Origin of the sequence: Anaerosporobacter sp., from assembly GCF_031551385.1 — a bacterium.
GTDB lineage: Bacteria > Bacillota > Clostridia > Lachnospirales > Lachnospiraceae > Anaerosporobacter.
Genome location: NZ_JAVBNS010000009.1, coordinates 128,966 through 144,035 on the forward strand (window position 1 = coordinate 128,966; position 15,070 = coordinate 144,035).

A 15,070-nucleotide genomic window follows, 5' to 3' on the forward strand; every position below is an offset into this window, starting at 1 on the left:
TTTTTAGGAGGAGTGAAGTTTGAAAAAGAATATAATTGGTCTAATAAGTGTCTTGCTTATTGTATCGCTGACAGCTTGTGGAAATAAGCAGGATGCCTCAGAGTTGGTTACGCAGAATGTGCAGACAAATCAAGAAGCTATGGAGAGTAAGTTGGAGAATGAAGTAGTGACAGAAGATGCCTCAGAGCAACAGGAAGAGAACCAAGGAGTGAATGAAAATTCAGAAATCACATCAGAAGAATTTACCAATAATAACGGTAAAGAAGTTGTTATAGGGCTAAAGGATACAATTAAAATAGATTTCACCTATGATTACACAGAAGATATCAAAGCGGATGTTGCTTATGTGGTATCAAATTCATCTTCTCTTCAGGAGGAATTAAAGAATATTGATACAATTATCCAAAAATACACCTTGCTGGCAGAGTCAGCGCAGACTCAAGGAGAGATGAATGTGGCATCTCAATGGCTTTATGTGATTTGGGATACGGAGCTGAATAATCTTTGGAGCAGGTTCAGTAGCTTGGCAGAAAAGAATACCAAAGAAATGGTTCTTGAAGAACAGAGAAACTGGATTGCTATGAAAGAGGAAATAACCTTAATGAGCATTGGTTCTCAGGAGGAAAACGGTAGTATGTATCCTATGCTTGTAAATTCCCTTTGGGAAGAAAATACCAAGAATAGGGCTTATTTTATTGCAAATGAGTTGGCACAGATTAAGGGAGAATCTTTTGTCATGCCGAAAGGATCTACAAAGTACGGTTTGTTTGTAGATAATCAGGGAACTGGTTCTGTGTACAGTTCACTAATCACTCGACAAAGCTGGGAGGGAGAAGATGAGGCAATTATTTCTGTTTACAGGCAAGGTGAGATAGAAGGAAGTTTTAGTGATAATGGAAATGGAAACCTTGATTTCACATCGAATGACGGCAGTATTAAGGGAACTATTCAAATTAACGGATGGGATGGAGCAACTTTCGAAGTCACAGAAACAATAGGAGCAGTTCCATTCTCTGTAGGGGAGAAATTTGAGTTTCCTGTCGCATTTTAATCTGAAAGTTGATGATTTAAAGATTAGTATGATGGAGGTATTGATTATGAATAAGAAAAAAATAACCATATTGATGAGTGCTCTATTTATGGTGTTTAGTTTTATTGCCTGTGGACAAGTGAAAGAAGATGAAATTGCTACAACGCGGCAGGAAAGCAGTACGCAGATGGTTGAAAATACAGATTCAGAAATGACATCAGAAGAACTATTAGATTTATTTATCAATGGTTCGATAGATGCAGTTGATTCCAAAGATTTAACTTCAACGTTTAACATTACTGATTTCAACATGGGTTCTGAAGAATGGGATTCGTATTCTATTGGGGAGAGAGTTGACCTAGACAATGATGGAGAAAATGAACAGATTATTCGTGGTCCTTATGGTGGAATATATCTGGATGCACGCAATAATAAGGTATATGAATTTGCAATGGGAGATGGCAATGCTATCAAACTTTCCTATACCTATTACAATGGGGAAATGTGGATTATGTACAGTAACGGAATGAATGCAGGGTATGAATGCTATCATATGGAAAAATATGAAGGCGCTGATAACTTAGTTGCAGAAATGAGTTTTAGTGCGGAACTCGTTGATGCAACAAATCCGGATTCAGGAATGAAGTATTTATTGAATGGGGAAGAAATTTCTTATGATGAATATACAGCATTTTGTAGCAAAATTTTTGCGGCTGAAGAAAGTACAAACTAGTGTCTACCATAGGATAGAATTTGCGAAAACCCAAGTTGCAATCACACAGTAACAATCTGATAACCAATTTATAGAAATTTATTAAAAAGGACATTTTTTTAAAAAGAAAATTTTAGAAAAATGTCCTTTTTTGTTTGAAATTTCTCCATTATTGGATTATAATGGAGAATGAAAAATAAAGGGAAAACTATTCGTGTTTTAGGAGAAAAGAGAATGAGTACTTTTGAAAAGGTAGCAGGATTCATACTTATCATTATTATATGTGTGGTAGCTGTAGTAGTGATGAGTGTTGGCGTAAGCATTTTAAGCAAGTGGGCAGAAAAAAGGATTAATCCATTCAAGAAATTCCCACGATATCCAAAAGGGGAGACACTTTCCAATGAAAAACAGCGGGCACTTAATGTCGGAGCTATTTTAGCGGAGGTAAATAGTGACTTTTGTAACAGCTTACAGACCAGTAAACCAGGAGCAAAGAGAACGATTGTAAATATATTGAGAGAAGATTGGGGAATAAGCTCTTCAGAAGATGCAATAAATATACTGGAAAGATTAAAATGTAATGGACATCACAAGATTTTCAATCTTATATTAAAGAAAAGTTCCGAAGTGCTTGCGCCAACGCATTCGTTTGAAACTATGCGACAAGTCTATGAACAAGTAGGTTTTTCCTTACTTGATGAAGAAATGTTAGAGGAGTCAGAAGCGGCAATTACATTGTTAGAAAAGAATATAGACTTACTGTTTGAGGCATCTTCTTTTGAAGAAATTGAGCAAAATAAGAGTTTATTTAGTGATGACGAAACATTTAACACATGCATAGGAATTTATTCTCTCTTGATAAAAGAATATAGGGATTATGTGGAGTATATTCAAAATTTTAAAGAAGCATTGCCTGATTTGCGTGATTATGGATTTGTAGGGGAGATTTCCGAACTTGCGAAGTTGAATGTAATAGCGTGGGATATGGGAAGAATGGTGAATGTCGCTAGATATTGCTATGATTGTGGATACCTGACAGAAAACCAGGCATGGGAATATATATTCCATGCAGAAAAGGAAAGTGCACTATGCTATGAGGACTGGGCAGAGTTTGGGAAGGCATATGTAATCGGTCGTGCAATATGGGGCGGAAAAAACTTGAATCTTAATGTTACAATGAGAACCGTTGAAACAATGAAGAAGGATAAAGCGAGCCCTTGGGGAATTGTGGGATTGAAGTAAGTAAGGGGATTGGAAAGTTTTTTTAAAGTATGTCAAAATGATTTTTTAACGCTTAGCAATAAAAAAGAGCCTTTTATTCAAGAAATTAAATAAAAGGCTCTTTTTTGCTATAATAAAAGCAAAAAAGGAAAGTGGGTTTGTGCATGGAAAAAATAATACAAGAAGCATGTAGGCAGACACAAAAGCATAAACGTGCAATTCTTTATACTTTTTTCGATGTTTTGGAAGATTTAGAATTGCAGTCGGTTATTCCGTTGAATCCAATGCGAGGATGTGTACAGTTTACACAGGATAAGCGCGTGAATTATGATGAGCGATTGCTCTATATGGACCAGACATTTCAGAAGTATCTTGCATGGTTTAATCAGAATGTACAATTGGAGTTACCATTCTATAGGAAAAAGATATTGGTTTACCATGATTGTAGTTTCATAGAATATATAGAAGAAAGTCGTGTAGTATCCACAGATTATAACTACTATCAAAGGTTGGGAAGTTTGGCGGCGTTGGTGGAGGTACTGGGAGGAAAAGCATTGACAGAACAACATGTTTTGAGAAAAGGGGAACACCCCATAATACAAGATGTTTCGTTATTGTATGAAAAAGGGTATCGATATTGTTCCGACATAGCGGAAAGTACAAGTCTTTTTCAACAACAAACACAAAAACGAGAAGAGATTTCTCAATGGATTGAGCAGGGATATCAAAAAAGTTACCTGTTTGGGAAAGAAAATGGTGCGGATATTAAGGAATTACTGAAGATATATCAGCCAGTAAAAAGATAGGAAGGAACGATAGTATGTCAAAAGTGTATGTGTGTGAAGACAACGATCAACAAAGGGAGTTTATGTCTCGTACGGTGCAGGAATTGCTCCTGGTAGAGGAATTTCCGATGGAATATGGGGTAGCAACTGCTAACCCACATGAATTATTAGAGAAGATAAAGGGAGAGACAGATACAGGAATCTTTTTCTTAGATATTGACTTACAATGTGACATGAATGGAATGGAACTAGCTCAAAAAATTCGGGAGTGTCAGCCGAGAAGTTATATTATATTTGCTACAACACATTCGGAAATGAGCCATCTTACCTTTAAGTATAAGATTGAAGCATTGGATTATATTATTAAAGACAACAGAGATGAACTAAAGGTGCGGATACAACAATGTCTGCATCATGTGATGGAAAGCGAAACAAGACAAGGAGAGAGTGAATCTGAAAAAAATTATTTTGTTCAGACAGGTGGGAGGATTACACCGCTTTCCTATGAAGAAATATTGTTTTTTGAAATCTCGGAGACAAAAGGAAAGATGTATGTGAGTACGAAAGATAAATGTATTGAATTTAAGGGAAATATGAAGGAAATCGAGGAAGAGATGGATGAGAGATTTTGTCGCTGCCATAGATCATTTTTCATTAATCTGGATAACATTGAAACTATAGATGAAAAGAATAATATGATTGTTATGGCTGGTGGAGCAGAATGTCCAATCTCTGTACGTTTGAAAAAGAAGTTACTGCAACAGATCGAAGATCGAAATACTTTTATGAAGGAACAATTGTAGAATGATAACGTCAAAAAAGAAGTTAAGTGCAAAAAAGATAGTTGAATAGATACGATTAGGAATGAAAATATGGCTTTTAAGAGCGAATCCGTAACACAACAGAATCCATGCTATGATATCCGTATAAAGAAAATCAAAGGAGGAAGCAAGATGCATAATTTAGATGCTGTTTTTCAAAGTTTTACAGATACATGGTTACCACTTGTTGGTGTTGTTGGAGCAGTTGTGTTAGTGGCAGTTGTGGTTTCTATTTACAAAAAAGTTAAAAAGCACAATAGCTAAGGAGGGCTTTTATGAAGCATTTAAGAAAAGTACCTTATATTGAGCAGATGCAGCAGACCGAATGTGGTCTGTGCTGCATTGCAATGCTTCTAAGGTATTATGGAAGTCATGAGACGCTAAGTGATATTAGAGGAGTGCTAGAGGCTGGGCGTGATGGACTGCGTATTTCTCATTTGCAAAACTATCTGGTACAAAGAGATTTTGAGACGAAGATATATCGAATCAATATAGAACAAATGGAGCAGATTCCATTGCCCGCAGTAGTGTTTTGGGAAAATAAGCACTTTGTAATTTTGGAACATATTAAAAAAGATATAATGACAGTTATAGATCCTGCATATGGCAGGATAAGTTTCACCGTGGAACAATTTCAAGAAAAATACTCTGGTATAATGATGACGGCAGTTCCAACAGAAGAATTCAAACCAGAAAAAAGAAAAGTAAACCCTTGGATGTATGTTTTAAAAGGATTGAAGCAGAAGAAAGGAATATTTTTAAAAACCCTGTTGGTATCAATTGTGGCATATGGGATACAGATGGGAGCACCTCTTTTAATACAGGTGATTTTAGACGGGATAATAAAAAATCCGACATCAGTGGATTTAAGAGCCTGCGTCATGTTTTCTATCGGCTTTATTATAATGTTTGGGATAACTAATTTTTCTCAACGTTTTTGTTTTATCGGTCTTGGATTGGAGATGGATAAAACAATTACAAAGAATACATTTCACAAGTTGATGCATTTGCCGTATTCGTATTTTGAAAACCGATCAAATGGGGATTTACTCTTTCGTTTGAGCAGTTTGGAGATTGTACGTATGCTATTATCAGAACATATAATATCTGGAATTATACAATTTGGATATGCAATTGCAATCTTGATTTATATGCTTCAGAAATCATTTTTTCTGGCAGGAATTACAATGGTTGTATTTTTGTTTAATGGTATTTTCATTTTAGTAATGCGGGAAAAGATTATGGAGGCAAATCAGTTGCAGATTGTTGAGAATACAAAACTGCAATCCATTCAGACAGAAGCCGTGTATTCCATGTTTGGAATTAAGACGTCTGGAATAGAGGAGGATATTTGGAATAGTTGGAATGAAAAATATGTACGGAGTCAGAAGGCATATAAGAGAAAAGGACGTATTTTAAACGGCTATACGACTGTCATTTCTCTATTGCGAATGTTGGGACCATTTTTAGTATTATTATTTGCGATTCAGATGAGTTTGGCACATAAGATTACATTAGGTGAATGTATCGCATTTTACTCATTATCGGCTTCGTTGCTTGGAACGAGTATGTCATTGTTTAATCTATGGAATGATTATACAATGGCAGGAACGTATCTGGAACGTCTACTGGATATTACGCAAGAGAAGCCAGAAGAACAGCCAGAGCACGCAATACCGATTGCAGTAAATGGTGAGATTGAATTTCGAAATGTATCCTTTTCCTATACAAAGAACGCAGAACCTGTTATAAGCAATGTTAGTTTCAAGATAAAAAAAGGAAGCAAGTTTGCGGTAGTAGGTGCATCTGGTTCGGGGAAAAGTACGATTACAAAGTTGATGTTAGGATTATATCAGCCAACAAAAGGCGATATCTTTTATGAGGGAATTAATTTAAAAGCTCTGGATAAAAGAGAATTACGAAAACAAATTGGAGTTGTACCGCAGGACATGTCGTTATTCAATCGCAGCATAGCAGAGAATATTTCACTGATGCAGGAGAATCAGGAAGAAGACGGTATGATAGAGGCAGCAAAAATAGCGCAGGTTCATGACGAAATCATGAATATGCCTATGAATTATCGTACGATACTTTCAGATCGGGGACAGAATCTATCAGGAGGACAACGCCAGAGGATTGTCTTAGCCAGAGCAATTATGAGTAGGCCAAATGTAATGGTATTAGATGAGGCTACAAGCTCTTTGGATAATATAAATGAGAAGAAAATATCAGATTATCTGCGAGAAGCAGGTAATACACAAATTGTTATAGCGCATAGAATGTCTACGATTGTTGATGCAGATGAAATTATGGTTTTACAAAAGGGCGAAAGCGTAGAGTCTGGGACACATGAGGAGTTAATAAGAAAAAATGGTGTCTATGCAGCTCTGTATCGGAGTCGGGAAACAATAACAGCATAGCGTTGAAAGGACGGGAAGAAAATTATGTTTGGAAAAAAGAAAGATAGCAAGTTACAGGGAGTTATAGAATTGAGTGCAATGGAGGCAGATGCAATTATTGCCTCTGGTTCTGCTAGAACAATGCCAAAAGAAGGCTGGTGCTATGATTATGGTCAAAATCATCAGATGCAAATGACATTAAATAAATTGCATGGAAAATAGGAGGAAGCTAGTATGGAACGAATACATAGCAAACGTGTTCCATATATAGAGCAGATGCGTCAGACAGAGTGTGGTTTATGCTGTGTGGCAATGATCCTGCAATATTATAAGAGCCGTGAGGGAATACGGAGCATACGAAAAGAACTAGATGTAGGGCGCGATGGCCTAAAACTATCGGTATTGTCTTCCTACCTTCGAAGAAGAGGAATGGAGACCAAATTATATAAAGCACCAATGGAGGCGTTGTCACAGTTTAAGTTGCCAGCAATCATCTTTTGGAACCAAGAGCATTTTGTTGTTCTTGAAAAAATAGAAAAGAATAGCATACAGATTGTGGATCCTGCATTTGGAAGATGTAATATGAAGCAGGAGGAGTTTGCGGAACATTTTTCTAATATTATTATGACAATAGAATTGACCGAAAGGTTTCAGCCTCAAACACAGAAAAAACATCTGTGGAAGGAAACATTTCAAAACATGCACATAGAAAAAAGAGTGGTACTGGGAATTGTAGTGGCATCCGTAGTAACGTATCTATTGCAGCTGGGTATTCCGATGCTTATGGAACGAATTCTAGATGGAATATCCGTAGGTCAGACAGGTAATTTATCTAATATTTATTTTGCAGGCATACTTGGTATTGCGATAACATATGGAATTTTTGCGATGTATCGAGGAGAGAAAATGTTACATTTGCAATTGAGTATTGATCAGTTTTTAACGAAAGGAGTGTTTCGAAAATTATTGCACCTTCCTTATCATTTTTTTGAAAGCAGATCGAATGGTGATATCTTGTTTCGGTTGAATTGTTTGACTACAATTCGGGATTTGATTTCAGAGCAAGTGGTGCAAGGAATGGTACAGGCGGGAATGATTCTATGTATTCTATGCTATATGTTGCACAAGTCACTCTTATTAACCGCAATCGCATGTGGTTTTCTAATCCTGCATGTTTTGTATACTGTGAAAATGCAGAAAAAACTAGCCGAAGCAAATCAGTATGCTGTTCGAGCAGATACTTCACTACAAGGAATTCTAGTAGAGGCGATTTATTCTATGTATGGAATAAAATTATCTGGAATTGAAGAAGAGACCATACAACAATGGGATGAGAAATATAAGGATAGTCGTAAACAGCAGCGGAAAAAGGAGATTCTACAGAATGTATACGACACAACCATTCAGACATTGCAGACGGCGGGGCCAGTGACGGTTTTAGTGCTAGGTATTTGGCTGTTAGGGCAGGGGCGTGTAACGGTGGGAGAAATCGTCGCATTCTATTCTTTAACAGGAAGTCTGTTTGGAGCAGCAGGATCGCTATTTGACATATGGAAAGACTTTACCATGTCGAATTCCTATCTGGAGCGTATCGCAGATATTACGGAAGCAGAGGAAGAGATGGAACCAGAAGACCCGATAGAGTTAAAAGTTGCAGGTGAGGTTCAGTTAAAAAATGTATCCTTTTCTTATAATAAACATTCAGGTGAGATTTTAAAGGATGTGACGATTCATATTCAACAAGGGGAAAAAGTAGCTATTGTTGGATCATCGGGATCAGGAAAGAGTACTTTGTCAAAACTTCTGCTTGGTTTGTATGAAGCAAATGAGGGTGCAATTTTGTATGATAACACGAATTTGAAGCAACTGAATAAGCATGATTTGCGAAGACAGATTGGTATTGTACCGCAGGAGATGTCACTGTTTAACAAGACAATATATGAGAATATTGCAATGAATCAAAGTGGAGTATCTGAGGAAATGGTACGAAATGCAGCACAGGTAGCGCAATTGGCTGAGGAAATAGAAGAAATGCCAATGAAATATGAAACATTGGTATCCGATATGGGAATGAATCTATCTGGTGGTCAGAGACAGCGAATGGCACTTGCGCGGGCATTGGTCAACCAGCCACAGATTTTGATTTTAGATGAAGCAACCAGTGCATTGGATTATACGAATGAGAAAAAAGTTTCAGAGTATTTGTCTGATGTTGGTTGTACAAGGATTGTAATTGCACATCGTCTTTCTACAATTGAAGATGCGGATCGGATTATCGTATTAGATGATGGAGTTGTAGTGGAACAGGGAAGACATCAGGAGCTATTGTTGCAGGATGGGCTGTATCGGACGTTATATCAATATCAGATGGGGAATATGGGATAACAATATCAGGTGAATAGTTTGACAATTTCCGGTTAAACATACTATAATAGATAAGAATAAGGTATGTTTTGGGTGAGTATAACGAGGAGGAAATATGTTAAACATTTATCTGTGTGAAGACAACAAAATACAACGAGATATGGTTACAAAATTTATAGAAAATATTGTTTTGATAGAGGATTTGGATCTGAACTTTATCTGTAAAACGGCAGATCCGTATGAAGTGTTACGGGTTGCCGAACAGCAGAGCGATCCAGGAATTTATTTTTTGGATGTTGATTTGCAAGCAGAAATAAATGGATTGCAATTAGCACAGCGGATTCGAAAGCTGGATCAAAGAGGATTTATTGTGTTCCTTACTGCACTTGCAGGTATGGCTACCATGACATTTACCTATCGGGTAGAGGCATTGGACTATATCGTAAAGGATAAGGTGGGAGAATCGGATGAGGTAAGGGCACGAATTCATTCGTGTATTTTGGAGGCGTATAAGCGCTATACCTCACCAAATAATCTGTCGCAGCCGACCTATATTGTTAAAACGGCAGATAGAGAGTATTGTATTGCATTAGATGATATTTTGTATTTTGAGACGGCAGAGACGCTACATCATTTGTTGGTACATACAACGACTAGTATTCTTGAATTTACGGGACAAATGAAAGAGGTAGAGGAGCAACTAGGCGATCGGTTTTATCGATGCCATCGTTCTTTCATTGTGAATTGCAGTCATGTAAAGGAAATTGATCTAAAAGAGCAAATCATCTATTTGGACAATGGAGATACGTGTTTCGCAACGAGAAAGTCAATACGTACATTCATGGAACGTCAAAAGAAAAAGTAAAGATAAAAAAAGGGCAGTTGCAAAATAAGGTTTGACCACGATATATCGTAGAAAATTTTATTTTGCAACTGCTCTTTTTTTATTTATTCTTGTATGACAAGTTGTTGAACAAAAAAATCACCCTGTATTTCAGTTATATTTTCCACGTTTTCATAGTCTGCTAAAAGCTCTCTTACATTTGCTAGTCCTAGTCCGCGTGAATCTCCTTTGGTGGAAAATCCCCTTTTACGCATCTGTGCAAGAGAAACGCCAGTGTTTTGAAATGTATTACGAAGAGTGAAAACCATAGAATCTGGATTTTGTATTAGATTCAGTTCAATTCGTTTGGTGTCACATGTTTCAGTAGCTTCCATTGCATTATCAAGAAAGATACCTAAGATTCGTGAAAAGTCCACTGTATGGAGGGGAATGTGACGAATCTCATCTAAGATATCGATATATACTTCAATACCATGTTCGTGTGCCTGCATGAGTTTAGAGGATAGAACACCTTTGATACCCTTATCTTGAATATGGGAAAGCTGAGAAAGTCGGTAGTTTCCTTGGTTTAATGCAGCATTAGTTGGTAAGATTTCTTTTTGAAAATGTTCAGTGAGCCCGTCTATGTCTCGATCTTGGATGAAACCATAGATGGAGAGGAGAATGTTTGTATAGTCATGTTTAAAAGAGCGAAGTTTTTCATTCATCGCTTCCATCTGGCGAGTATATTCGGCGAGGCTTTCCTGATGTTCCTGCTCAAATCGCATACGGGATTTTTCACGAAAAAGACGAAACATAACCAGTGTGAGAGCTAGTGTAAGTACTACATAGAGCGCGAAAATACCGAGGGTTGCAATCATTCCCTTTAATGGATAACTCATAGCACGTATATAGTATAGGTTTACCAAAAATACAATGGTGCAGAGTACGATGCTGGCACAAACTAAGATTGCCATCTCACGATAGTCTTGGTTTTGAAGAAGAAGGATTGCTTTTTTCAAAAAATGCTTTGAAAGATAAGCAAGGAGTACAGCAAGTATCGTTGTGATTAGCAATACGCAGAGGCATGGAAGTAGTGTTTGGTACAATGTTTCTGATGTAACTTTGAGTAGTGCCATAGCTGCTGCTTCAACCGTATTATTACAAAAAGCAATGAGTAGGTATGCAAGTGGTATGTAAATCAGTTGTATCAAAGAACATTTTAGTATCATGTAAGTTGCGAATGCCATAAGAGGAAACAGAAGTAGCCATATATGTTCGCGTATTGATAATGAATAACATATTATCAAATGAATAGATAATAAAGATATAATATGTAATAGATGTGTCTTCTTAGAAACCCCAGTTTGTATCCATATCGTTAACACAATTGGGATCCATAAACAAGCAAAAATACTTGTAATAACGTTTATCATAAAAAAACCTCCAGAAAATAAATGTCAATAGTATATTATAATGCAAATTAGAAATTGTCAAGTTTTGTTACTTTATATTAAAATTTTTGGGAAAAATGTAAAATTAATTTTCTTTCTTTATTCTTGTATGACAAGTTGTTGCACAAAAAAATCACCCTGTATCTCCGTTATATTTTCCACATTTTCATAGCGCGCTAAAAGCTCTCTTACATTTGCCAGTCCTAATCCGCGTGAATCTCCTTTGGTGGAAAATCCTCTTTTACGCATCTGTGCAAGAGAAACACCAGTGTTTTGAAATGTATTACGAAGAGTAAAAATCATAGAATCTGGATTTTGAATTAGATTCAGTTCGATTCGTTTGGTGTCACATAGCTCTGTAGCTTCCATTGCATTATCAAGAAAGATACCCAAAATTCGTGAAAAGTCCACTGTTTGGATGGGAATAGGACGAATCTCCTCCATGTCGCTGTCTTCAATGTAACCGTAGATGGAGAGGAGAATGTTTGTATAGTCGTGTTTGAATGAACGAAGTTTTGCATTCATCGCTTCCATCTGGCGAGTATATTCTGCGAGGCTTTCCTGATGTTCCTGCTCAAATCGCATACGGGATTTTTCACGAAAAAGGCGAAACATAACTAGTGTGAGAGCCAGCGTAAGTACAACATAGAGAGCGAAAATACCGAGGGTTGCAATCATTCCCTTTAATGGATAACTCATAGCACGTATATAGTATAGGTTTACCAAAAATACAATGGTGCAGAATACAATGCTGGTACAAACTAAGATTGCCATCTCGCGATAGTCTTTGTTTTGAAGAAGCAGGATTGCTTTTTTCAAAAATTGCTTTGAAAGATAAGCAAGGCTGATGGCAAGTATTGTTGTGATTAGTAATACGCAGAGGCATGGAAGTAGTGTTTGGTACAATGTTTCTGATGTAATTTTGAGTAGTGCCATAGCTGCTGCTTCAACCGTATTATTACAAAAAGCAATGAGTAGGTATGCAAGTGGTATGTAAATCAGTTGTATCAAAGAACATTTTAGTATCATGTAAGTTGCGAATGCCATAAGAGGAAACATAATCAGCCATACATATTCATGTGTTGGTAATATAGAACATATTAAAAAAATAAAAAATAAAGATAGAATATGTAATAAATGCTTTTGTCTAGAAACTCCAGTTTGTATCCAAATTGTTAACACAATTGGGAGCCATATAGCAGAAAAGATATTTGCAATAATAGTTATCATATAAAACCTCCAGAAAATAAATGTCAATAGTCTATCATAGTGTGAAATGAAATGTGTAAAGTTATGGTATTTGTTTGCTTGTTAAATTGTTTAGAATAAGATTTTTTTGATTTTTCGTAAAAGAAATAAGAATGATTTACGAAAAGTAATTCTTTTTGATGTTTTATTCAAATTTTTTTATAGAAGTGAAAGAAAGATTATAATTGTGATATAACATAGAAAACGAAAAAAATGGAGAATAAATATGACAAATTTAAAAAGTATTTTAAAAGAATGTGCATTAAAAACAGGGGAGATAACTCTTTGGAAAAAAGCAAGTGCTTTCTGTTACTGTGAAGTTCCTACACCAACCGAGTTACTTAAATTAAAACAAGAAATCACAAAAAAAACTGCGTAGCTTATTACGAGCTATGCAGTTTTTTTGTGCCTAGGTATAGCAGATATCGCAACGGTAGCACCGATAAAGATAGCTCCTTGTACTAGGTGAACACCACCAAGATAAAATCCAATTCCCAATCCAGCAAGATAGATGAATAAAGTAATGCATTTGCGTTTTAAAATCATATTATATTCCAGCTCGTCATCTTCTTTTAAAAAAGGTACGGAATAAGCGAGTAATCCAGTTGTTCCAACGATAAGTGCACATCGCACGATAAGGGGAAGTGAAAGAAACATTCCGATTCCAGGGAAAAGTACAATCACAGTAAAGCTAAAAATACCACAAGCCAGGTTACTTTGAAAATGTCGCCCGCCAGAATATCTTCGAAGTAATAACAGATAGATGGAGGCAAAAACAGCTTGTGGAAGAAGTCCCATTGGCCATGCAATTAGAAGATTGATGGTTAGCTTTAAGAATTCGTTTAGAAATACCTCTATACCATATATAAGTAGAATATGCTCTGTATCCTGCTTGGGTGTATCTTTATCAAGTATGTTGGCAATGACTATGGAAAGTTTATGTTGTAAGTCTATTTTAACTGCTCCCTTCCTATTTTATCAATAAAATGTGTAAAGTAATCATAACGCTCCATATTATAATGGAATTTAGATGTAAAATCAATCCTTTTGTGTGTATTGTTTACAACCTAAGAAGAAGGGAAAAAGGAACGAACATAAAAAAATCAGGGATAAACGTTAAAAAAAGTGTTTCAAAAATACAGAAAGATAGCAAAAAAGGCTCTTTATGCAATTTTGCTACAAAGCATAAATGCCTATGTATAATACACCTATACAACAGAGTACAGAGAAAAACAAAAGCAGAGAGGTATACATCTTTGCAGTACATAGAAATTCTGTACAATAAAGTATAAAAAAATAAAAGTAAAGAAAAGAGAGGAAAGAAAAACAATGAGTAAAACAGAAATGAGAAATCAATACGAAGAAAAAGTAGCAACAACAAATGTAACAGAGGAAATCAAAGAACAAGACTTAGAAGGTCAAGTAGCCGGAGGCGGTTGGAGCACAGCAATCCAATTGACATTAGCAGGAAAATGCGGAAAAGCATTTACCGTATCATATGAATGCACAAGCAACAATGTAAAATGCTAAATAGCACTAAGAATCTTATAAAGTGTTACATAATTAAAAAAGAAAAAACAAAATAGAGAGGAAAGAAAAACAATGAGTAAAACAGAAATGAGAAATCAATACGAAGAAAAAGTAGCAACAACAAATGTAACAGAGGAAATTAAAGAGCAAGACTTAGAAGGTCAAGTAGCAGGTGGAGGTTGGAGCACAGCAATCCAATTAACATTAGCAGGAAAATGCGGAAAAGCGTTTACTGTGTCATATGAGTGCACAAGCAACAATGTTAAATGTGGCTAAGAATAGTATGAAGTCTTAATATAGATTAAGAAAAGAAAAATAAAAAAGAAAAAACAAAACAGAGAGGAAAGAAAAACAATGAGTAAAACAGAAATGAGAAATCAATACCAAGAAAAAGCAGTAACAACAAATGTAGTAGAGGAAATCAAAGAGCAAGACTTTGAAGGTCAAGTAGCAGGTGGAGGAGCGCGTACAGCAGTCCAATTAACGATGGCTAATAAATGCGGAAATTTTTTCACAATATCATATGAATGCACAACACCACATAAAGCATGTGCTTAAGCTATATAAAAATAAGTAAATAATTAAATATGGGGATGTGTTTGGTCACATCCCCAAGATAATAGAGATGTATATCTTGGATTTTCAAAATGCAGGATAAAGAAATCAAAGATAACGAATAAGTA

General features: G+C 36.0%; 17 protein-coding genes. 14 read left to right on the forward strand and 3 right to left on the reverse strand.

Annotated features, from left to right (window positions below; translation table 11 throughout):
* Positions 1 to 19 precede the first annotated feature (19 nt).
* The 10 genes from RMR19_RS01785 to RMR19_RS01830 all read left to right on the forward strand — a co-directional run bounded on the left by RMR19_RS01785 (position 20) and on the right by RMR19_RS01830 (position 10,197).
* The gene (locus RMR19_RS01785; protein WP_310601777.1) at positions 20 to 1,051 is read left to right on the forward strand and encodes a lysozyme inhibitor LprI family protein; all 1,032 of its coding nucleotides are present in this window, start codon (positions 20 to 22) and stop codon (positions 1,049 to 1,051) included.
* 46 nt (positions 1,052 to 1,097) lie between these two features.
* Complete coding sequence (locus RMR19_RS01790) at positions 1,098 to 1,763, forward strand: hypothetical protein (RefSeq protein ID WP_310601778.1); 666 nt, start codon at positions 1,098 to 1,100, stop codon at positions 1,761 to 1,763.
* A 213-nt stretch (positions 1,764 to 1,976) separates the two neighbouring features.
* Positions 1,977 to 2,984: a DUF1266 domain-containing protein gene (locus tag RMR19_RS01795; protein WP_310601779.1), complete on the forward strand. Its 1,008-nt coding sequence runs from the start codon at positions 1,977 to 1,979 to the stop codon at positions 2,982 to 2,984.
* Positions 2,985 to 3,127: 143 nt separating this feature from the next.
* Positions 3,128 to 3,769: a DUF4135 domain-containing protein gene (locus tag RMR19_RS01800; protein WP_310601780.1), complete on the forward strand. Its 642-nt coding sequence runs from the start codon at positions 3,128 to 3,130 to the stop codon at positions 3,767 to 3,769.
* Between the two features lie 14 nt (positions 3,770 to 3,783).
* Positions 3,784 to 4,551 (forward strand): LytR/AlgR family response regulator transcription factor, encoded by a 768-nt coding sequence (locus tag RMR19_RS01805; RefSeq protein ID WP_310601781.1) that lies wholly within the window; start codon positions 3,784 to 3,786, stop codon positions 4,549 to 4,551.
* Between the two features lie 69 nt (positions 4,552 to 4,620).
* Positions 4,621 to 4,833 carry a hypothetical protein gene (locus RMR19_RS01810; protein ID WP_310601782.1) on the forward strand — a complete coding sequence of 71 codons (213 nt, stop codon included), beginning with the start codon at positions 4,621 to 4,623 and terminating at the stop codon, positions 4,831 to 4,833.
* Positions 4,834 to 4,844: 11 nt separating this feature from the next.
* Positions 4,845 to 6,989 carry a peptidase domain-containing ABC transporter gene (locus RMR19_RS01815; RefSeq protein ID WP_310601783.1) on the forward strand — a complete coding sequence of 715 codons (2,145 nt, stop codon included), beginning with the start codon at positions 4,845 to 4,847 and terminating at the stop codon, positions 6,987 to 6,989.
* A 24-nt stretch (positions 6,990 to 7,013) separates the two neighbouring features.
* Positions 7,014 to 7,190 (forward strand): hypothetical protein, encoded by a 177-nt coding sequence (locus RMR19_RS01820; protein ID WP_310601784.1) that lies wholly within the window; start codon positions 7,014 to 7,016, stop codon positions 7,188 to 7,190.
* A 12-nt stretch (positions 7,191 to 7,202) separates the two neighbouring features.
* Positions 7,203 to 9,353, forward strand: coding sequence for a peptidase domain-containing ABC transporter (locus RMR19_RS01825; RefSeq protein ID WP_310601785.1), 2,151 nt, complete (start codon positions 7,203 to 7,205; stop codon positions 9,351 to 9,353).
* 94 nt (positions 9,354 to 9,447) lie between these two features.
* Positions 9,448 to 10,197, forward strand: coding sequence for a LytR/AlgR family response regulator transcription factor (locus tag RMR19_RS01830; protein WP_310601786.1), 750 nt, complete (start codon positions 9,448 to 9,450; stop codon positions 10,195 to 10,197).
* A gap of 83 nt (positions 10,198 to 10,280) precedes the next feature.
* On the opposite strand, the gene RMR19_RS01835 is transcribed toward RMR19_RS01830, so the two are convergent.
* Entirely contained in the window at positions 10,281 to 11,405 is a 1,125-nt protein-coding gene (locus RMR19_RS01835) for a sensor histidine kinase (RefSeq protein WP_310601787.1), read from the reverse strand.
* Between the two features lie 303 nt (positions 11,406 to 11,708).
* Positions 11,709 to 12,656 (reverse strand): GHKL domain-containing protein, encoded by a 948-nt coding sequence (locus tag RMR19_RS01840; protein ID WP_310601788.1) that lies wholly within the window; start codon positions 12,654 to 12,656, stop codon positions 11,709 to 11,711.
* Between the two features lie 427 nt (positions 12,657 to 13,083).
* On the opposite strand from RMR19_RS01840, the gene RMR19_RS01845 reads away from it, so the two are divergent.
* On the forward strand, positions 13,084 to 13,236 hold the full coding sequence (locus RMR19_RS01845; RefSeq protein WP_310601789.1) for a hypothetical protein: 153 nt from the start codon (positions 13,084 to 13,086) through the stop codon (positions 13,234 to 13,236).
* 11 nt (positions 13,237 to 13,247) lie between these two features.
* Here the strand turns inward: RMR19_RS01845 and RMR19_RS01850 are convergent, their stop codons facing one another.
* Complete coding sequence (locus RMR19_RS01850; RefSeq protein ID WP_310601817.1) at positions 13,248 to 13,811, reverse strand: accessory gene regulator B family protein; 564 nt, start codon at positions 13,809 to 13,811, stop codon at positions 13,248 to 13,250.
* Positions 13,812 to 14,186: 375 nt separating this feature from the next.
* Here RMR19_RS01850 and slmA (RMR19_RS01855) point away from each other — a divergent pair, with 375 nt between their 5' ends.
* The 3 genes from slmA (RMR19_RS01855) (at position 14,187) to slmA (RMR19_RS01865) (ending at position 14,945) form a co-directional block, all read left to right on the forward strand.
* Positions 14,187 to 14,387 carry a salivaricin M family lantibiotic gene (slmA, locus tag RMR19_RS01855; RefSeq protein ID WP_310601790.1) on the forward strand — a complete coding sequence of 67 codons (201 nt, stop codon included), beginning with the start codon at positions 14,187 to 14,189 and terminating at the stop codon, positions 14,385 to 14,387.
* A 72-nt stretch (positions 14,388 to 14,459) separates the two neighbouring features.
* Entirely contained in the window at positions 14,460 to 14,663 is a 204-nt protein-coding gene (gene slmA, locus RMR19_RS01860) for a salivaricin M family lantibiotic (protein ID WP_310601791.1), read from the forward strand.
* A 78-nt stretch (positions 14,664 to 14,741) separates the two neighbouring features.
* The gene (gene slmA / locus RMR19_RS01865) at positions 14,742 to 14,945 is read left to right on the forward strand and encodes a salivaricin M family lantibiotic (RefSeq protein WP_310601792.1); all 204 of its coding nucleotides are present in this window, start codon (positions 14,742 to 14,744) and stop codon (positions 14,943 to 14,945) included.
* Positions 14,946 to 15,070: the final 125 nt, after the last annotated feature.